This is a genomic window from Kibdelosporangium aridum, assembly GCF_900176515.1.
In the GTDB taxonomy this organism is placed as follows: Bacteria; Actinomycetota; Actinomycetes; order Mycobacteriales; family Pseudonocardiaceae; genus Kibdelosporangium; species Kibdelosporangium aridum.
The window spans coordinates 326,138-345,566 of sequence record NZ_FWXV01000002.1; the positions used below are offsets into that span (position 1 = coordinate 326,138).

The following is a 19,429-nucleotide window of genomic DNA, read 5'->3' on the forward strand; positions in this document are numbered from 1 at the left end:
ATCGTCGCACATGTGTACGCCATGGGATTCTGCCCGCATGGCTTCACCCAAGGACAGATTCGTCACTGTGTACGGCCGCAAGCCGGTGCTGGAGGCGCTCGGCGACGCGACGCTGCAAGTGGACAAGGTCGTCCTTGCCGACACCGCGCGCGGCCCAGCCGCGCGCGAGATCCTCGACGCCGCCGCCGAGCGGGGCGTCGAGGTGCAACGCGCGTCGGCGCACCGTGTCAAGGTCCTGGCCGGCAACGGCAAGCAGGACCAAGGCGTGCTGGCTGACGTCGTCGCGCCGCGGATGAAGCTGCTTTCGGACGCGTTGTCCGGGCCACGGCCGCCGCGCGGCGTGCTGTTGCTTGACGGGATTACGACGCCCGCGAACGTGGGCATGATCCTGCGCACCGCGACCGCCGCCGGGATGGGCGGGATCGTCGTGCCGCGGCGCGGGGTCGCGTCTATCGATCCGTTGGTCGTGAAGGCCTCCGCTGGAGTTGCTTTCCACGCGCCCGTGCTGCGCTGCGGCACGGCTGCCGAGGCCGCGTCGGAGCTGCGTTCGGCGGGATACCCGATCTTCGGTTTGGCCGCGGACGCGCCGGCGTCGCTGTTCTCCGCCGATCTGCCGTCCCGGGTCGCGTTCGTCCTGGGCAGCGAAACGGCCGGAGTCAGCGAGGAAGTGGCCTCGCACGTGACTTCGTGGGTGTCGATCCCGATGCGCGGTGGCGTGGAATCACTGAACGTGGCGAGCGCGGCGGCAGTGCTGTGTTTCGAACACCTCCGCCGCGACCCGGCGACATATTAATATATTAGCGTTCGTCTACGTGATAACCGACAACGCGAGCGACACTGAGCAAACCGCCCTGACATTCCGCACTGGACGGACCAAAACCAGGCTCAACCCAATAGCCCAGTTCGTACCAGAAAGAAGAACCCGCGGCGCAGTGCGCGACCACCCGATATAGATAGGGTGGGTACGGCAAATAGTCGCAGAACACGGATATGCCCTGACCGGCGAGGATGCTGTATCTGTAGGCATCACAGTACGGCGGCGGCAGATCCCGTGCGGACGCCGGCAAGCCGATCATGATGGTTCCGACGGAAATGACAGAGGCAACTAAAGCAGCCAATTTCCTGCGCATCTGCTCTCCCCTTTCGAAGCGATGACGAACCGAGCGTAACCACGCGCAGCAATTGCTGACAATTAACCGGGCAAGTGAAAATAAAACGCACCCGGTGACGTTCACTGCTCCAAAAGACTGATTACAGACGCGGCAGTGGTGTCATCCGGATGAGCGAACCTTGTCCGGGTTGGACGGTCCGGCGGCTCTGTTGGGCGAGAAGATCCGACAGGGGGAGACAACACCTTTGACCGCACCGACCCTCCGACCGCTGCACACCTACGAGCCGATCCGCGGCCAGATCCTCAAACCAGCCCCACGCCCGACGCCCGCGCCGCCAGTCGTACAACCGCAGGCCGCCCCGGACAACGCCCAGTTCACGCCGATGGTGACCAAGATCCTCGAAGTGCTGGACGGCCGCAGACCACTTGGGCACCTGACAGCACTGGTGGCTGAGTCCGTCTATCAGGCGACCGTCACCCGGCTACGGACAACACCGCCGGTGGGAATCCGCTACCAGCTGTCCTCGATCCATTGCAGCCAACCGGCTGTGGAGGTTGTCGAGGCTTGCGGGCTTGTGGAGACGGCTCATCACGGAGTTCGGGAGAGACGGGCTCATGCGCTGGCTTGTCGCTTCGAGCTTCGCGACGGGAGGTGGTGTTGCGTGTACTTCCGCATCCTGCGCTAGGTCTGCGGCCTCGGCGGGGTGGTTCCCCGGAGCCTTTGACCTGCGGTTCTAATCGGCGACAGAGTCCTCGGCGCGGCCTCCTGCCCTCCGAGGGCGATGTCGAGTGCGGCCTCGCAGTGCAGGGTGGTGGTCGGGAAGACCGGGACGTCGAGGTGCTCCTGGCTGATGCTGAGTTCCAGCTCCGTGCAGCCCAGCACGATGCCCTCGGCTCCGTCGGCGACAAGCGATCGGGCAACGTCAAGCAGTCGATCTCGGGATGAGGACTCGACCTTTCCGACGCACAGCTCGTCGTAGATGATCCGTTGCACCACGCGCCGGTCCGTCTCGTCTGGGACGAGTGCTTTGATGCCATGCATCGCGAGCCGGTCGCGGTAGAAGGATTCCTCCATCGTGTACTTCGTCGCCAGCAAACCCACTCGGGTCACACCGGCGGCGTTGACCGCGTCGGCAGTGACGTCGCCGAGGTGCAGTACCGGGATTGTGACGGCGGCGGCGACCGAGTCGTAGACCTTGTGCATCGTGTTCGTTGCGATCAGGACGAACCGTGCTCCCGAGGCTTCCAGCGATTTGGCCTCCTGTGCGAGCACTTGTGCTGCGCTGGACCAATCGCCGTCTGCTTGCATTCGGGCGATCGGCGCGAAGTCCACTGTGGCCACTCGCAGCCGGGCCGAATGCAGCCCGCCGAGCCGTGTCCGCACGCCTTCGTTCAGCAGGCGCAGGTACTCCGCCGTCGACTCCCAGCTCATGCCGCCGATGACTCCGATCAGTTCCATGCCTCCTACAGTGGCCAGCTGGATCTGTAAGAAAAAGAGCGAATTGGTGACGGCACCTGTCACTATTCATGACATGCGGCCGCTGCTCGACCTCGATCCACGGAGCCTTGTCGTACTCCACCTCATCGAGCGCACCGGGTCGATGTCCGCCGCGGCACGGGAACTCGGCTGGACGCATCCGGCGATCAGCCAACACGTGAAGCGGCTCGAACGGTCGGCCGGGTGTGTCCTGGTCGAACGGCATGGGCGCGGAGTCCGGCTCACCGCGGCCGGAGAGGTTCTCGGCCGTCACGCCGCCGAGATCACCGCCTCTCTGACCTCCGCCAGGGACTGTCTGCCTGATCTGGCACGTGGCCACGCACCAAGGCTTCGGGTGGCTGCGTTCCCGACCGCGTGCGCCACCCTGCTTGTCGACGCCATCACCTCGCTCACCGGCACCCAGGTCGATGTGCGACAGGCAGAACCACCCGAGGCCCTTGCGGCGCTGGCAGACGGGTCGGTCGATGTAGCGATCACGTTCCACGACGAACCACCGCGGGGCGCGACGATCCTCGGACGTGATCCTGTCCTGGTCGCGGTGCCCCGTGCGCGTGCTCTGGCGTCGCAGGAAGCCATAGCCGTGCAGGATTTCGGCTCGACCACGGTCATCGCCGGATGCCCTGTCTGCCAGGAACGGTTCGTCCGTCACTGCGCACGCGAGTCGTTCCGGCCCGTGCTGCACCATCAGGTGACCGACGACTACGTGCTGATGCAGGCGATGGTGGCGGCCGGCCAAGGCGTGGCCATCCTCCCTGGCCTTTCCCTCGCCGCCCACCGTCGACCCGACATCGTCGTGCTTCCGCTGGCCCCACCCCTGTACCGCGAGGTCGCAGTCTCACTTCCAGCCAAGCGCGCCATCCCGGCCTCCGCTCAGGACCTGCTCAACGCGCTGACGCGGCTGGCGTCCACGGCCCTGCACATGCCGATGGGGCGGCCCTGGTCAGGACCGCCCCATCAGGATCGAACGGATTAGCGGCGAGGGCCCTTGCGGCCCTTCTTGGCGTTGGCGCGTGCGGCCGCCCGGCGCTCACGGCGGGTGCCGGACTGCGAGCCGCCGCCGGCGCCGTCGGCGCCCTCGGTGTGGGACTCGACGCCGCCGTCCTCAGCCGGTCCGCTGTAGTTCAGCTGCTGCGGCTGGGTCATTCCGCCGCGCAGGGCGGGCGGGACCTGCGGCTGCGGTGGCTGCGGGGCCGGGTCCTGTATGCGGTGACGGCCGTTGCCGTCCGCCTGGGCCTGTGCGGCTGCTTCCGCGGCACGGGCGAAGGCGGCGGGAACCTCAGCGGGTTGCACCTGCTGCTGCGGCGGCGTCTCGACCTCGATACGGACCGAGAACAGGTGCTGGACCGTCTCTTCCTTCAGGCCGTCGAGCATCGACTGGAACATGTCGTAGCCCTCCCGCTGGTACTCGATCAGCGGGTCGCGCTGCGCCATCGCACGCAGGCCGATGCCTTCCTTCAGGTAGTCCATCTCGTAGAGGTGCTCACGCCACTTGCGGTCGAGCACCTGCAGCAGGATCGTCCGCTCGATGTTGCGCATGGCACCAGGGCCGGCCAGTTCGTCGATGCTGGCCTCGCGCTCGTGGTACGCGCGCATGATGTCCTCGCCGATCGCCTCCTTGAGGTGCTCGGCGTCCAGGTCCATCTCGTCGTCCTCGGCGAGCTCTTCCCAGGTCACCTTGATCGGGTAGAGCTGCTTGAACGCGCTCCACAACCGCTTGTGGTCCCAGTCCTCGGCGTAGCCCTCGGACGTCTCCTGGTCGATGTAGTCGGAGATGACGTCCCGCATCATCCGCTCGACCTCGGGACGCACGTCGTCGCCTTCGAGGATCTTGCGGCGCTCGGCGTAGATCACCTTGCGCTGCTCGTTCATCACGTCGTCGTACTTCAGGACGTTCTTGCGGATCTCGAAGTTCTGCTGCTCGACCTGGGTCTGCGCGCTCTTGATCGCGCGCGTGACCATCTTGGCCTCGATCGGCATGTCGTCCGGCACGCGCAGCGTCGTCATCACGCGCTCGACCATCACGGCGTTGAAGCGCCGCATGAGCTCGTCGCCGAGCGACAGGTAGAACCGCGACTCACCCGGGTCACCCTGACGGCCGGACCGACCACGCAGCTGGTTGTCGATACGACGGGACTCGTGCCGCTCCGTGCCGAGCACGTACAGACCGCCGAGTTCCGCGATCTCGTTGTGTGACGCGCTCGCGGTCTCGTACGCCTCCGCGTAGGTCGCGTCGTAGACCTTCTGGTCGAACAGGCTGCCGCGCACGGCCTGGAACTGCTTGTCGTACAGCGCGGTATGCACGACGTCGTACACGGCCGCGCCCACGGCCTGCTCCAGCTTGGCCTCGCGCTGCTCCTCATCGACACCGCGGTCGCGCTTGGAGGAACGCTCGGTCTGCTTCTTCACCACGGTCAGCGCCTCGTCGGCGGCCTTGTCGGCGATGCCTTCGGTTGGCACGTCGGCGTGCTTGCGCAGGACGCGGTCGACGCCGTCACGGACCTTCAACACCAGCTGGTCGAACGCGGTGTCGCGGCGCTTGAAGTAGATCTCCTCGACCTTGCCCGAGCCACCGGCGCGAGCCGCCAGCGCCTTCTGCTCGGCCACGGCGTCGGTCGCGTTCAAGATCTCGCGCAGCGTCCTGCCGAGGTTGCCCAGGGCCTCTTCCTGAGCGTCCGTGGCGATCGGCTTGGTGTTGCGCTCGGCCGTCGCACGCGCCTTCTCCTCGGCACGCTCGGTCGCGATGCGGTGCGCCTGGACGTGCGCCGGGTCACCGGCGAGGTCGCCTTCGCGCTCCTCCTCCGGCACTTCCTCGTCGTGCTCGACGTGGATCTCGCCACCACCGAGGACGATGTCGGTACCACGACCGGCCATGTTGGTCGCGATCGTGACCGCGCCCTTCTGACCGGCCTGGGCGATGATCGCGGCCTCGCGCTTGTGGTTCTTGGCGTTCAGGACCTCGTGCGGGATGCCCATCTTGAGCAACAGCTTCGACAGGTACTCGGAGCGCTCGACGCTCGTGGTGCCGACCAGCACCGGCTGGCCCTTCTCGTGCCGCTCGGCGATGTCCTCGGCGACCGCCTCGAACTTGGCCTGCTCGGTCTTGTAGATCAGGTCCGGGTGGTCCTTGCGGACGTTCGGCTTGTTCGGCGGGATCGGCACCACCGGCAGCTTGTAGGTCTGGTGCAGCTCGGCCGCCTCGGTCTGGGCGGTACCGGTCATGCCGGCGAGCTTCTCGTAGAGCCGGAAGTAGTTCTGCAGGGTGATCGTGGCGAAGGTCTGGCTCTCGGCCTTGATCTCGACCTTCTCCTTGGCCTCGATCGCCTGGTGCATGCCCTCGTTGTAGCGGCGGCCGGCCAGCACACGGCCGGTGAACTCGTCGACGATCAGGACCTCGCCGTTGCGGACGATGTAGTCCTTGTCGCGCTTGAACAGCTCCTTGGCCTTCAGCGCGTTGTTCAGGTACCCGACCAGCGGCGTGTTCGCCGACTCGTACAGGTTCTCCATGCCCAGCTGGTCCTCGACCAGCGCGACGCCGGCCTCGGTCACGCCGACCGTGCGCTTGCGCTCGTCGACCTCGTAGTGGATGTCGCGGCGCATCAGCGGCGCCAAGCGAGCGAACTCCTGGTACCAGCGCGACGACTGGTCGGCCGGGCCGGAGATGATCAACGGCGTCCGGGCCTCGTCGATCAGGATCGAGTCGACCTCGTCGACGATGGCGTAGTAGTGCTCGCGCTGCACGCAGTCGTCGATGCTCAGCGCCATGTTGTCGCGCAGGTAGTCGAAGCCGAACTCGTTGTTCGTGCCGTAGGTGATGTCGGCCTGGTAGGCCTCGCGGCGCTGCTCGGGCGCCTTCTCCGACAGGATGGTGCCCACCGTGAGCCCCAGGAACCGGTGCACCCGGCCCATCCACTCCGCGTCACGTTCGACCAGGTAGTCGTTGACGGTGACGACGTGCACGCCGCGACCGGCGATCGCGTTGAGGTACGCGGGCAGCACACAGGTCAGCGTCTTGCCCTCACCGGTCTTCATCTCGGCGACCATGCCGAGGTGCAGTGCGGCGCCACCCATGATCTGGACGTCGTAGTGCCGCTGGTTGAGCACCCGCTTGGCGGCCTCCCTTACCACCGCGAACGCCTCGGGCAGCAGGTCGTCGAGGTCCTCGCCCTCTTGGAACCGGCTCTTGAACTCGGCGGTTTTGGCGCGCAGTTCGTCATCAGTGAGGTCGACGACGTCCTCTTCGAGGGCGTTGATGTGGTCTTTGATGTTGCGCAAGCGCTTGAGCGTCTTACCCTCGCCCGCACGAAGTATCCGACCCAGCACCATGTTGCCTTGACCTCATAACGTGATCGACTGTGCGCCCGCCGACGGGGGCATCTCTCCCCCATCGTAGGGAACGCGCATGACGCGATGCACGGCCATGCGTCCTGACCGTGCTCCTCATAGAACAACGCCTCGGAAGCCGAGGGGTTCCCGAGGCGGTGTTATTCGTCTTCGCTCCCCCACACATACAAGAACGCCCCGGAAGCCGCTGGCAACCGGGGCGTCCTCCCTTATCTGTGAGGTCCTAGGACATTCTGATGACGCCGTAGTCGAAGCCCTTGCGGCGGTAGACCACGCTCGGCCGGCCTGCGTCGGCGTCGAAGAAGAGGTAGAAGTCGTGCCCGACCAGTTCCATCTGGTAAAGGGCCTGGTCAACGCTCATCGGAGTCGCGGGGTGCTCCTTTTCCCGCACGATGCGACCTGGCCTGGGTTCTTCCAGACCGTCGTCCCAACGCTGCTCGGGTACGACACCCTCGTACTCCGGCGCTTCCAGCAGCGCGGTCTGCGCGGCACGCTGGCTGTTGGTCATGTTGCGCGCGCGCAGTTCCGGCGCAGCGTCAACGGAGCCGATCGCTGGCGAGGCAGTCGCCTCCGCCACTGAGGCCGGGCTACGTCGCCCGTGGTGCACGCGCCTGCGGTCATGCAGTCTGCGCAGCCGGTTCTCGAGCTTGTTCACCGCGGAGTCGAGCGCGGCGTAGAAGTCGCCCGCGCAGGCCTCGGAGCGGACGACGGGTCCGCGGACCTTGGCGGTGATCTCCACTCGCTGGCAGTTCTTCATCTGCCTGCGGTTGGGCTCATGGAACAACTCAACATCGAAGCGGATGACCTTCTTGTCGTACCGCTCCAGCCGGGCGAGCTTGTCCGAAACGTGTACCCGGTAATGATCGGGCACTTCGACGTTGCGCCCCTTAACGACGATGTCCATACACGACCTCCTCGCTGTTTTCTGCGAGCCATTTGATCGGCGAAAACATGGCGTCCGGGGTCCTGCCGAGCTGAGCCGTTGCCTCTGTGAGGCTCAACTCCCCGCCGGCGCCAGGGTCATGGGCTGATCGCCTCCTCCCTCATGCCGGGGCTGATAGCGCTGCACGTTAGCCCGGGTTGCGGTTCAGCAACAGTCCCCATGGCGGGCGAACTCGCGCCGCGACGGAGAGTGACGCTGAGCACAGCAAAAGGCCCGTCGTGATACCGGAGTGTTGGCGGAGAGTCCACACGACGAGGGCGGTCTTCACCCTTGTGGAGGAGCGATCGGCCCAGCACAGTCGCTGTCCGGGCTGGCTCGGATGGGTCCCGCTGTCCCTCCAACGGGCCCACCGGCTGTTCATCCCGGCGTTCCATACCGTTTCAACGGCCGGAAGCCGATCTTGGTTCCCTGCCAGGATTCATCCATGTGGGGGTATGCAGCCGATCTAGGTAGCAGTCAGCGCCACAACGGCGGCGACGTCGGCTCCCGCCCTGGTGAGCGCCCTGCAACAGGCCGTAGCAGTGGCTCCGGTGGTGACAACATCATCGATCAAGATCACCGCACCGGCGATCGGCTCGGAAATCAGCCGGCCCGCGAGGTTCAGCACCCGCTCGTCGGGATCGAGCCCCACGGAGTCCTTGGCCCTCCGGTCGAGCTTCAACACCGGGCGGACGGTGGCGGCCGTGTGGTCGGCGACCAGGCGCATGTGGTCGTAGCCGCGTTTGCGGATCGCGGCTGGTCTCGACGGCGCCGGGACCAGCGCGGCCTTCGGCAGATCGGTCAGCGCTTCGGTGAGCACGCTTCCGAAGTGGGCCGCGAGTTCTCTGCGGCCGCGCTCCTTGTACGCGATCACTGCCCTTCTTGCCGCGCCTTCGTATTCCGCCAGCGCATATATCGGAGGCGTCTCATGCGCGCGGCGCACAGGTTTGAGGCCAGTCATGCTGATCTTGCATCGGGCGCAGAGGGCGTCGCCGGGTTCGCCGCACCCCGCGCAGCACGACGGCACCAGCAGTTCCAGCAACGCCCGAAGCACGGATCAGAAGATCCCACACCCCACCGACAGTTTCCGGCGCTTGGCTGGTCAGCCGGGATAGAACGGGCGCGCGGTCGGGCCTTGGGCCTGGCTTTGCGGGTGCGGGAGCCAGACCTGGCCGATGTCCGACGCCGTCCACATCCCCACGGCGTCCGTCACGACGATCTGGCGGCTGGGCGCTGCCGTGATCGACGAGAGCGGCAAAGTCAGGTTCGCGAGGTTGTAGCGCTGCGCCTGGATCCCGTCGACCGGGACCTGCCAGACCGGGCCGGTCGGCGTGTTCGTGGCGACGACGAGCCTGCTCGGGTCGAGCCAGTCGACACCGACGACGTTCGTGATCGACGGCAGCAGCTGCTTCGGCGCGGAGATCGCGACGTCCGTGGAGCCCGTGGACCGCACGACGGCGCCGACGAGGAGTTTGCCGTCGGCCACGACCGCGACACGGACGCCGTCGCGGGACAGGCGCAGTTCGGTGATCTTGCCGTACCTGTCGATCTCGGCCTGGTTGACCGGCAGCGGCAGCCAGGTTCCCTCGCGGTTGCGCACGGCTCGGATGATCGTGCCGTCCGCGACGACCCAGACCTCGTTGCCGATTTCGTTCGACGCCACCGGGTATTGCCAGGTCGGCCGGGTCATCTCGGTCGCGGTCCGCTGCTCGATCTGGCGCAGGCCTTCGTTGAGCCCGCCGACCCGCAGTTGCAGCTGGCCGCTGTTGAGGCGTTCGACGACCGCCAACTGTGAGCCGTCGACTGATTGGGCCGCGCTTTCCACGCGGTACTCGCCGGTTCCTGCCGGGTTGGTGATCGGCTTGCCGTCGCGCAGGTCCTTCACCCGGTTTCCGACCACCATCATCCCGGTCAGCTGGGCTCGTGGCGTCGTGCGGTCGCTGTCGGGCTGGATGTCGCTGACCTTCCAGTCCGGCTGGTCGGGCACCAGGGGCATGCCTTCGACCTGCAACCGGACCGTTGTCGTCGGGACGTCCTGCAGGGACAGCACGATCTGTGTGGCGATCGCGCGTTTGTCCTCAATGGTCAGATTGCCGAGCATGCCGAGGTTCACGACGGTCGCGCCATCGCGCGACGACGATGTCACGTTCGTGCGTTGCACCGCTGACGAAGGTAAGGCGCTGCGGACCGCGCCCTGCAGCACCGTCGCAGGGCCTTGCAGGAGCAGGCTGACGATGTCGCTCGGCGACGGCCGCGGGGTGCCGGGCAGGTAGCGCTGGTCGGGGACCGGGACTTCCCTTGACGCGTCGTAGAAGTAGAGCTTCACCGGCCGGTAGTAGTTGTTGAACGCCGAGATCGGGATGATCAGGCCGTTGTTCGGCGTCTCGCTGATGCGCCACTGGCCGTCCTGGCGCACCAGCTTGACGATCCCGCTCTGCTGGCCGACCTGGACGTGGAACGACTTGCGCGAGTCCAGCCTTCCCTTGGTCGTCGACTTCACCTCGACGCTGGCGGTGTCCGGATCGGACTCCATGCCCTGCGTCTTGGGCACCGTGCTGAAGTCGTCCTCGACGATGGCCGGCTGGTTGTCCGGGCGCCACAGGCGTTTCGCCTCTTCGGTCAGATACGCCTCGGCCACCGCGGTGTCGCCGCTCGCCTCGATGAACCGGCGCACGACCATGATCGGATCGGCGTCGCGGTCGGGCAGCTGGACCTTCTGCTGTGGCTGCGACGCGGAACTCTGGATGACGTAGGCGTTGGTCTGCTCGGGAATGTTGGCGCAGGACGCGACCAGCAGCACACAGCCCAAAGCCACGATCAGCCGGTGGATCACCGGACCTCCTCCAGTGGTTCGGCGGGTACGTCGTCGTCCGGCCGCAACGGCAGCGGGCTCTCGCCCAGCTCGACGTCTTGCTGACGGGGCAACAACAAACGGAAGTTCGCGCCAAGCCCCGGCTCGCCCCACGCTTCAAGGCGGCCGCCGTGCAGCCGCGCGTCCTCGACACTGATCGCCAGGCCGAGGCCGGTGCCGCCGGTGTGGCGGTTACGGGACGGGTCGGCGCGCCAGAACCGGTTGAACACCAGGTCGGCCTCGCCGGGCCGCAGGCCGACGCCGTAGTCCCGGACGGTCACGGCGAGCGTGGAGTCGTTGAACGCCAGCCTGAGCCGGACCGGGTGGCCTTCGCCGTGGTCCACCGCGTTGGCCAGCAGGTTGCGCAGGATCCGTTCGATCCGGCGCGCGTCGACCTCGGCGGTCGCGGCCGCGGCGGGCAGTTCGAGTTCGATCCGGCTGCCCGCGTTCTCCGCGACCACCCGCACCGAGTCCAGCGCCCGCTTGGCGATCGCGCGGACGTCGGTGACCTCGGCGACGAGTTCCTCGACGCCCGCGTCCAGCCGGGAGATCTCCAGCAGGTCGCCGAGCAGCGATTCGAACCGGTCCAGCTCGTCCACCAGCAGCTCGGTCGACCGGGCCAGCCCGGCGGGGAACTGGGCGCGCGAGGCGTGCAGCACGTCCGCGGCCATCCGCACGGTCGTCAACGGGGTACGCAGCTCATGCGAGACGTCCGAGGTGAACCGGCGTTGCAGCTGGCCGAACTCCTCAAGCTGCCGGATCTGGTACTTGATGCTCTCGGCCATCTGGTTGTACGACTCGGCGAGCTTGGCCACGTCGTCCTCGCCGACCACGGCCATGCGTTCGTCCAGCTCACCTGTGGCGAACCGTTCCGCGGCCTCGGCCGCTCGCCGGACCGGCCGGACGACCTGCCTGGTCACCAGGTTGGCGACGCCCGCCAGCAGCACCAGCAGCACGAGCCCGCCGACGACCAGCGTGCTCTGCACGACGCTGATGGTGTTCTGCTCGGCGGTCAACGGGAACAGCAGGTAGAGCTGCAACGGCCGGTTCGCGCTGGTCACCGGCGCCCCGACGAACAGGAACGTGGTGCGCGCGCCGCCGCGGTCGACCGTGGCGATCTGGCGCGCCAGCTGGCCGTTCTGCACGAACGCGCGCAGCGACTCCGGCACGTCGGAGTAGTTCGAGCCGGCTTGGATGCTGTCCGGGACGCCCCTGCCGTCGTAGGCGATGATCGGGTCGAACGCGCCCGCGACCGTCTCGGTGCCCTCCTCGTCCGCCGACGAACTGGACAGCTTGTTGACCGCGCCGCTGAGACGCTCGCGGAAGCCGTCGGACAGCACGTTCACGCCGAGCAGCTCGCGGTTGGCGGTGGCCACCGCGGCATGCGTCTCGGCGATCGCGGCTTCCTGCTTCGACGACAGCAGCCGGTCGGTGATCTGGTTCTGCAGGACCATGCCCAGCACGAACACCACCGCCGACGACAGCGCGAGCGTGCTCACCACGACCCTGACCTGCAGCGAACGCCGCCACAGCTCACTGAACGCGACGGCCCGCTCGCGGCCGAACGCCACCGCGCGGCCCAGCTGCCGGATCACCAACCGGCTGGACCGCGCGAAAAAACGCCTCATGGGCCCAGTATCACGGAGGCCCCGCCTTGTACCCCACGCCCCTGACCGTCAGCACGACCTCGGGGTGCTCCGGGTCCTTCTCGACCTTCGAGCGCAGCCGCTGGACGTGCACGTTCACCAGCCTGGTGTCCGCCGCGTGCCGGTAGCCCCACACCTGCTCGAGCAGGACCTCGCGGGTGAACACCTGGCGCGGTTTGCGGGCCAGCGCGACCAGCAGGTCGAACTCCAGCGGAGTCAGCTGGATCGCCTTGCCCTCGCGGGTGACCTCGTGGCCGGGTACGTCGATGGTCAGATCGCCGATCGCCAGCACCTCGGCGGGCTCGGACTCGGTGCGGCGCATCCGCGCCCGCACCCTGGCCACCAGCTCCTTGGGCTTGAACGGTTTGACCACGTAGTCGTCCGCGCCGGACTCGAGGCCCAGCACGATGTCGACGGTGTCGCTCTTGGCGGTCAGCATGACGATCGGGACTCCCGACTCGGCTCTGATCGCCTTGCAGACGTCGATGCCGTTCATGCCGGGCAGCATCAGGTCGAGCAGCACCAGGTCGGGCTTGAGCTCGCGCAGCGCGGGGAGCGCGCGGGAGCCGTCGGCCACGACCGCGGTGTCGAACCCTTCACCGCGGAGCACGATCGTCAGCATCTCGGCGAGGGCCGGGTCGTCGTCCACAACCAGCACGCGTGCCTTCATGCCCCCCATCGTCGCACTTTCCCCGCCGGGACCGTGCGCAACCCGCTGATCTTGCCGCTGTATCACCCGTTCACTCCATTCAATGTCCTCGCTCCGCTCGGACGGGCTTGGTCGCCAAAGCCAATCATTTCCACCCCGCCCCACGCAGCCGACACCGCTCAATGCCTGCTTGCCGCCGTGGTCGGGGCGGCGTCGGGCGTGTTGCGTGGCGTAAATGACCGGCGCGACCAAGCCGATGCACAGATGGATGGTGTCGTATCCGCACCAGCGGGCAGCAGCGTTACGCGTCGGCCACGAGTGCCTTGCTGAGCTGGTCGAAGTCCTGGTCGGTGCGGCCGTCGAGCACCAGCCACGGCGCCAGCCAGCCGATCCGGGCCAGCCCGTCGTAGAGGGCGGCGCAGCGGGTCTGCAGCCCGCCGTCCTTTTCGTACGTGTCCCTGACCCGGTCGCGGGTCGCGGCACGGGTCGCGGCCAGGTCGACCGGAACCCGCAGGAGCAGCTGGCGGTCCGGTACGGGCAGGCCGAGCCGGTCCACTTCGAGCTGACGGATCCACTCGACGATCTCGCCGTGCTCGTCCTGGTGCAGCCGTGCGGCCTGGTAGGCGGCGTTCGAGGCGATGTACCGGTCGACGAGCACGATGTCGTAGTTCTCGAGGTCTCGCAGCAGCTGCTCACGCGCGCCGTGACGGTCGAGTGCGAAGAGGACAGCCATGCCGTGCACCGAGTCGGCGACGTCGCCCAGACGTCCGTGCAGCGCGTCGCTCACCAGGTCGGCATGCACGCTTTCGCCGTAGCGCGGGAACGCGTGCTGCGCGACTTTGGCGCCACGCCGCTGGAACGCTTCGACGAGTGCGGCGCCCAAGGTGCGTTTGCCTGACCCGTCGAGACCTTCGATGACCACAAGTCGACCCACGCGGCAACCCTACGTCGAGTAGGTGCGTGTACCTCACAGCACGTCTCATGTTCATCTGGGGAGGTAGTCATGAACGGCAAAAGACGGCTGCTCATCATCGGAGCAGTCGCGCTCGCAGCGATCGCAGTCGCGCCCGCATCGGCTCAGACAGGCCGGATCGTGGGCCTGCTCGTTCCGTTGCCCGGCGATCCGATCGCCGAAGTCGAGGACATCAACGCCAGTGGGGTGGCCGTCGGCGCGTCGTACAAGAGCGGGCACACCGATAGACGTCCCGTTCGGTGGGCGCCGAATGGCGACGTGACCGCACTCGGCCTGCCGCCCGGCCAGACAACGGGCTTTGCCACCGGAATCACCACATCCGGCACGGTGGTGGGCGGGAGCGGCGACCGACCGGTGCGGTGGGCGCCGGACGGCACGATCACCGAACTGCCCCTCCCCGCGGACGAGGTCACCTGTTGGGCTCGCGCCGCCCACGACACAGGAGGCGTTGTCGGGACATGTAGCTGGACCGAGAACACGTACCTCTGGGCACCGGACGGCCAGGTCATTCGCCTGGCACCGTTGCCTGGTGATGTCCGGGCACGCGTCACGGACGTCAACGCGAACGGCACCGCGGTCGGATGGTCCGAAGTAGACAATTTCTTGCGCTACCCGGTGAAGTGGGACCGCTATGGGACAGTCAGCCGCCTTGGCGGACTGCCGGGCCAGGCCTTCGGAATCAACGACAAGGGCGAGGTGGCCGGCCAAGTCAACATCTCCGACGGCCTGCCGCCGCACGGCAACAAGCAGTACGCGGTCCGTTGGACGGAATACGGGACCATGACCAACCTTGGCGCCGCACCCGGCTCGACAACGCCACTCGCCAGTGGCGCGGGCATCAACGAGGACGGCACTGTCGTCGGCAACGTGGTCACGGACGACCGTCGTCAACTCGGCGCACGGTGGAGCGTGAACGGGACGTTCAGCGAGCTGCACCCGATCAACCCGCCGGATCCCGACGAAAGCACCATGGCCGAGGCGATCAGCGACAACGGGGTGGTCGTCGGGCGGTCAGCCGGGAAAGCAGTGCGCTGGACTGGCTACCGCTAGGCCTTTCAGCCACCGCTGAAACCCGCTGAGCGGCACGGTCTTCGAAGACCGCCGGGTTAATCTTGTCCCCGGACTGGGGAATCCATCGCTGGGGACAGGAGAAACCCTTTGCACGCAGGGAGAAGACTGCTCACCGCCGCCTGCGCGGCAGGCGTGGTGCTGGCAGCGGCCACGCCTGCCGCCGCCGAGCCCGTTCTCACCAAACTGGGGACGCTGCCGACCGCCACCAACAGCGGCGCGTACGGCGTGAACAACAGTGGTGTGGCGGTCGGCTGGATGAACATCCAGAACTACCGGCTCGCCGTCCGCTGGGCACCGGACGGCTCGGCGACGGAAATCGACCGCAGCGCCATCGCCAGGGCGATCTCCGACACCGGAATTGTCGTCGGGGAAAAGGGAATCAAGGCCGCCCGGTGGGCGCCTGACGGCACCGCCACGCTCCTGCCGAGCGTGCGCGAGTACTGCACGGCGAGGGCAGTCAACGACAGTGGTGTCGTTGTCGGGGATTGCGAGGACCGCAGCGGACGTGGCCAGGTGGCGGTCCGCTGGAACATCGACGGGACAGCCCAAATCCTGCCGATGTCAATGGACGACGCGAGCAGTGCCGCGTACGGGATCAACGCGGCGGGCGCGGTTGTCGGCGAGGTCTTCAACCCGAACGTGGGAGTTCGGGCCGTGCGGTGGAACCCGGACGGAACGGTGACCGATCTGGCCTATCCACCCGGCGCGGTCTACACCATCAAGGCGACGGGCATCAACGACGCCGGTCAGATCAGCGGCACAGCCACGGTCCAGGCGCCTGGACAGCCCTACACCCAACGGTCCGCACTGCGCTGGGCCGAAGACGGATCCGTCACGGTCCTGCCAAGCTTGACCACATTGGACAGCGAAGGCAACGCCATCAGCGCGGACGGCACCGTCGTCGGCAGCACGGACGACGCTCAAGACCGTGGCCTGGCAGCGAAGTGGGCACCGGACGGCACTCTGACGACTCTGCCGACCACTGGGCCTTCGGACACCAGCGGCTACGTCGCCGACGCCGTCAACGACAACGGCATGGTCGTCGGTCTCGGCAACGGCACCTGGGCCATGCGCTGGACCGAGCAGTAAAACACTTGGTGGCCGGTGGCTTTGTGAGAGCCACCGGCCGCTCACTTATGGGTTGACGGCGAACTGGTAATACCGCGCTTCCGGGGTGCCTCCACCTGAAGGATGTGCAGACCAGGAAATGCCTCCTTGGGGCATCGCCCGGACGGCGTTGCCGATTCCAGCCGTGTGAAGATCCGGATAGGACAGTCGGACTGGCGCGCAACTCCCGTGAAATCCGCCGAATCTACGATTGCCTTCGGCGCGTCAGCGTGAGGCCTCCGGCGCCGATGGCCATACCGCCCATTGCTGCCAAAAGCAGCAGCAGTTCCCGTGTCGCGGGCGCCTGGTCGGCGCTCATCTCACGTTCACCCCTGGCGGTCACCTTGGCCATCGGCGCCGGTTCGGCGACGGCCGGCTGGGCCGTGCCGAGGGCGAGACCGACGCTTAGGATCGCGGTCGCGGGCAACGCCGACGCTCGACCTAGCGAGCGGGTCTTCGGCTGCCGCGTGAGCCTGAGCGCCGACATGGGCTTGGGTTCCCTTCTCGCCCTCAACGTGCCGGGCCGGGCGTGGTCGACCGGTGCAGGGAGGCCGATCGACACGCCGGCACGGCTTTGGTGAACACAGTGCGATCAAACGATCCCGGAGGGCAACCCCACTTGGTGGACAAGGGGATCGTTCGCACCTACCTCTCGTTCCCATCAGGAACTACTGTGAACGTTCACGGTTCATTCACAGGTCGTGAACGCCCGCACGATTGGAGAAGGGTTGGACAACGGGCCTTTGCCTGAACGCCTCGGCGACGCGCTGCGTTACGGACCCTTCCACCGTGCGCTGCGGGAGGCGATCGAGTACCGGGGACTGTCGCTGACCAGGATCACCGCGCACCTGGAGCGGCTTGGCGTGAAGATCGGCCAGTCGACGCTCAGCTATTGGCAGCGCGGCCTTCGTCATCCGGAAGTCCCCCGGTCCATCGACACGGTACGTGCGCTGGAAACCGTGTTGCGGCTGCCGTCGGACTCGCTGGTCGTGCTGATCGGGCCTCGGCAACGGTCGGGCAAGGTCGACGAGGTCGTGCCGAGGTTCATCGAGGTCAGCAAGGTCTGGGAGGACGCGCCCGCGCTGCTGGCGGAATTCGACGCGGCGCCGGAGACACGCACGAACGCCGACCTGCGCATCGACGCGGTGCACGACTTCGTGCAACTGGGGCCGCATCAGGAGCAGCGTTCCCAGACGACCCGGTTCGTGGTGACGGCCGCGCGTTCCGGCCCGGACCGGTACTTCGCCACGCACGGCGGCGACGAGGGCTGCCTGATCGACCGGGCGGAGATCACCACGGCGGAGGGCTGCCGGCTCGGCCGGGTCCGCCGGATGGCCGCGTCCGGTGTGATGGCGATGGAGTTCCTGTTCGACCGCAGGCTGGCCGAAGGCGAGACGCACGTCTTCTGCTTCACCATCACCGACGGCTCCGGCGGGCCGTCACCGGGGCTTGAGCGGACGTTCCTGCGCGGTGTGGGGACCTACCTGGTGCAGCACGCGTTCCACCGCAAGGCGATGCCCGCGCGCGTGACCCGTCAGTTCCGGTCACGGGCGGGCGCCGAACCGGTCGGCACCGAAGGGCTTGTGTGCGGGCTCGGCCGCGTGACCAGTGGTTACTTCACCAATCTGCCCGCGGGCCTCGCGGAAGTCCTGATCGAGTGGGCCTAGAACGCCGTCGTGGGTGTTTCGGCCGGTCAGCACCGGCCGAAACACCCACGAGGTGCTCAGTAGCGGTAGTGGTCGGACTTGAAGGGGCCTTCGACGTCGACGTCGATGTACTCGGCCTGCTCCTTGGTGAGCTTGGTCAGCTCGCCGCCGAGCGCCTCGAGGTGGATCTTGGCGACGTACTCGTCGAGCTTCTTCGGCAGCCGGTAGACCTCTTTGTCGTACTCCTCGTTCTTGGTGAACAGCTCGATCTGGGCGATCACCTGGTTGGAGAAGGAGTTCGACATCACGAACGACGGGTGCCCGGTGGCGTTGCCCAGGTTGAGCAGCCTGCCCTCGGACAGCACGATGATCGACCGGCCGGACGGGAACACCCACTCGTCGACCTGCGGCTTGATGTTGATCCGGCGGATCCCCGGGTAGCGGGCCAGGCCCGCCATGTCCAGCTCGTTGTCGAAGTGCCCGATGTTGCCCAGGATCGCCTGGTGCTTCATCTGCGACATGTGCTCGGCGGTCACCACGTCCTTGTTGCCCGTGGTGGTGATGACGATGTCCGCCTCACCGATCACCGACTCCAGCTTGCGCACCGCGTAGCCGTCCATCGCGGCCTGCAACGCGCAGATCGGGTCGATCTCGGTCACGATCACCCGCGCGCCCTGGCCGCGCATCGACTCCGCCGCGCCCTTGCCCACGTCGCCGTAGCCGCAGACGACCGCGACCTTGCCGCCGATCAGCACGTCCGTGCCGCGGTTGATGCCGTCGATCAGCGAGTGCCGGATGCCGTAGCGGTTGTCGAACTTCGACTTGGTCACCGAGTCGTTGACGTTGATCGCCGGGAACAGCAACTGGCCCTGGGCCGCGAGCTGGTAGAGCCGCAGCACGCCGGTGGTGGTCTCCTCGGTGACGCCCTTGATCTCGCCCGCGATCTGGGTCCACTTGGTCGGGTCGGCCGACAGCGACGCCCGCAGGGTGTCCAGGATGACCTTCCACTCCTCGGGGTCGTCATCCTCGGCGTTGGGAACCACACCGGCTTCCTCGTACGCCTTACCCTTGTGCACCAGCAGCGTCGCGTCGCCACCGTCGTCCAGCAGCATGTTCGGCAACTTGCCGTCCGGCCAGGTCAGCATCTGCTCGGTGCACCACCAGTACTCCGGCAGCGTCTCGCCCTTCCAGGCGTACACCGGCACGCCCTTCGGCTCCTCCGGGGTGCCGTGCGGCCCCACCACGACCGCGGCGGCCGCGTGGTCCTGGGTGGAGAAGATGTTGCACGACGCCCAGCGGACCTCCGCGCCCAGCGAGACCAGGGTCTCGATCAGCACCGCGGTCTGCACCGTCATGTGCAACGAGCCGGAGACCCGGGCGCCGCGCAGCGGGTAGACCTCCGAGTACTCCCGCCGCAGCGCCATCAGCCCCGGCATCTCGTGCTCGGCCAGCCGGATCTCCTTGCGGCCGAACTCGGCCAGAGACAGGTCAGCCACCGCGAAGTCGACGTCGCCGATCTTGCCTGCGTACCGAGCACCGGTCACGTTCCGCGTGTCTTCAGCGGTCATCGCCCAATTCCCTCCAAACTCGTTACGCCGAACACTACCGCCGCCC

17 protein-coding genes are annotated in these 19,429 nt (G+C 67.2%); 6 read left to right on the plus strand and 11 right to left on the minus strand.

Features of this window, described 5'->3' with window-relative positions; genetic code table 11:
* Positions 1-37: 37 nt before the first annotated feature.
* On the plus strand, positions 38-793 hold the full coding sequence (locus tag B9C43_RS10930) for a TrmH family RNA methyltransferase (protein ID WP_033392564.1): 756 nt from the start codon (positions 38-40) through the stop codon (positions 791-793).
* A gap of 4 nt (positions 794-797) precedes the next feature.
* Here the strand turns inward: B9C43_RS10930 and B9C43_RS10935 are convergent, their stop codons facing one another.
* Positions 798-1,130 carry a hypothetical protein gene (locus tag B9C43_RS10935; RefSeq protein ID WP_084425917.1) on the minus strand — a complete coding sequence of 111 codons (333 nt, stop codon included), beginning with the start codon at positions 1,128-1,130 and terminating at the stop codon, positions 798-800.
* Positions 1,131-1,356: 226 nt separating this feature from the next.
* On the opposite strand from B9C43_RS10935, the gene B9C43_RS10940 reads away from it, so the two are divergent.
* Positions 1,357-1,797 (plus strand): Rv3235 family protein, encoded by a 441-nt coding sequence (locus B9C43_RS10940; protein WP_143446276.1) that lies wholly within the window; start codon positions 1,357-1,359, stop codon positions 1,795-1,797.
* Here the strand turns inward: B9C43_RS10940 and B9C43_RS10945 are convergent.
* The gene (locus tag B9C43_RS10945; protein ID WP_084428010.1) at positions 1,794-2,570 is read right to left on the minus strand and encodes an aspartate/glutamate racemase family protein; all 777 of its coding nucleotides are present in this window, start codon (positions 2,568-2,570) and stop codon (positions 1,794-1,796) included. The two genes, B9C43_RS10940 and B9C43_RS10945, sit on opposite strands and share 4 nt — an antisense overlap.
* Before the next feature lie 73 nt (positions 2,571-2,643).
* Here B9C43_RS10945 and B9C43_RS10950 point away from each other — a divergent pair, with 73 nt between their 5' ends.
* Positions 2,644-3,582, plus strand: coding sequence for a LysR family transcriptional regulator (locus B9C43_RS10950; protein ID WP_160096476.1), 939 nt, complete (start codon positions 2,644-2,646; stop codon positions 3,580-3,582).
* Here B9C43_RS10950 and secA read toward each other — a convergent pair.
* The 7 genes from secA to B9C43_RS10985 all read right to left on the minus strand — a co-directional run bounded on the left by secA (position 3,579) and on the right by B9C43_RS10985 (position 13,952).
* The gene (gene secA, locus B9C43_RS10955) at positions 3,579-6,932 is read right to left on the minus strand and encodes a preprotein translocase subunit SecA (RefSeq protein WP_084425918.1); all 3,354 of its coding nucleotides are present in this window, start codon (positions 6,930-6,932) and stop codon (positions 3,579-3,581) included. The genes B9C43_RS10950 and secA overlap by 4 nt on opposite strands.
* Positions 6,933-7,173: 241 nt before the next feature.
* Complete coding sequence (gene hpf, locus B9C43_RS10960; protein ID WP_033392558.1) at positions 7,174-7,854, minus strand: ribosome hibernation-promoting factor, HPF/YfiA family; 681 nt, start codon at positions 7,852-7,854, stop codon at positions 7,174-7,176.
* Between the two features lie 484 nt (positions 7,855-8,338).
* Positions 8,339-8,926 (minus strand): ComF family protein, encoded by a 588-nt coding sequence (locus B9C43_RS10965; protein ID WP_084425920.1) that lies wholly within the window; start codon positions 8,924-8,926, stop codon positions 8,339-8,341.
* Positions 8,927-8,974: 48 nt separating this feature from the next.
* Positions 8,975-10,705: an LpqB family beta-propeller domain-containing protein gene (locus tag B9C43_RS10970; protein WP_084425922.1), complete on the minus strand. Its 1,731-nt coding sequence runs from the start codon at positions 10,703-10,705 to the stop codon at positions 8,975-8,977.
* Positions 10,702-12,351, minus strand: coding sequence for an MtrAB system histidine kinase MtrB (gene mtrB, locus B9C43_RS10975; RefSeq protein ID WP_051897574.1), 1,650 nt, complete (start codon positions 12,349-12,351; stop codon positions 10,702-10,704). Before mtrB ends, B9C43_RS10970 begins: the two co-directional genes overlap by 4 nt.
* Before the next feature lie 10 nt (positions 12,352-12,361).
* Positions 12,362-13,039: an MtrAB system response regulator MtrA gene (gene mtrA / locus B9C43_RS10980; protein WP_033392556.1), complete on the minus strand. Its 678-nt coding sequence runs from the start codon at positions 13,037-13,039 to the stop codon at positions 12,362-12,364.
* A 280-nt stretch (positions 13,040-13,319) separates the two neighbouring features.
* Positions 13,320-13,952, minus strand: a complete 633-nt coding sequence (locus B9C43_RS10985; RefSeq protein WP_084425924.1) for a dTMP kinase — start codon at positions 13,950-13,952, stop codon at positions 13,320-13,322.
* Between the two features lie 69 nt (positions 13,953-14,021).
* Between B9C43_RS10985 and B9C43_RS10990 the strand changes: the two genes are divergently transcribed.
* A complete protein-coding gene (locus tag B9C43_RS10990; protein WP_084425926.1) occupies positions 14,022-15,041 on the plus strand; it encodes a hypothetical protein in 1,020 nt (339 codons plus the stop codon).
* A 108-nt stretch (positions 15,042-15,149) separates the two neighbouring features.
* A complete protein-coding gene (locus B9C43_RS10995) occupies positions 15,150-16,151 on the plus strand; it encodes a hypothetical protein (RefSeq protein ID WP_143446278.1) in 1,002 nt (333 codons plus the stop codon).
* Between the two features lie 223 nt (positions 16,152-16,374).
* Here the strand turns inward: B9C43_RS10995 and B9C43_RS11000 are convergent, their stop codons facing one another.
* Positions 16,375-16,656: a hypothetical protein gene (locus tag B9C43_RS11000; RefSeq protein WP_033389705.1), complete on the minus strand. Its 282-nt coding sequence runs from the start codon at positions 16,654-16,656 to the stop codon at positions 16,375-16,377.
* Between the two features lie 214 nt (positions 16,657-16,870).
* Here B9C43_RS11000 and B9C43_RS11005 point away from each other — a divergent pair, with 214 nt between their 5' ends.
* On the plus strand, positions 16,871-17,836 hold the full coding sequence (locus B9C43_RS11005) for a helix-turn-helix domain-containing protein (protein WP_051897004.1): 966 nt from the start codon (positions 16,871-16,873) through the stop codon (positions 17,834-17,836).
* Between the two features lie 56 nt (positions 17,837-17,892).
* Here the strand turns inward: B9C43_RS11005 and ahcY are convergent, their stop codons facing one another.
* Entirely contained in the window at positions 17,893-19,383 is a 1,491-nt protein-coding gene (ahcY, locus tag B9C43_RS11010) for an adenosylhomocysteinase (protein WP_051897003.1), read from the minus strand.
* Positions 19,384-19,429 lie beyond the last annotated feature (46 nt).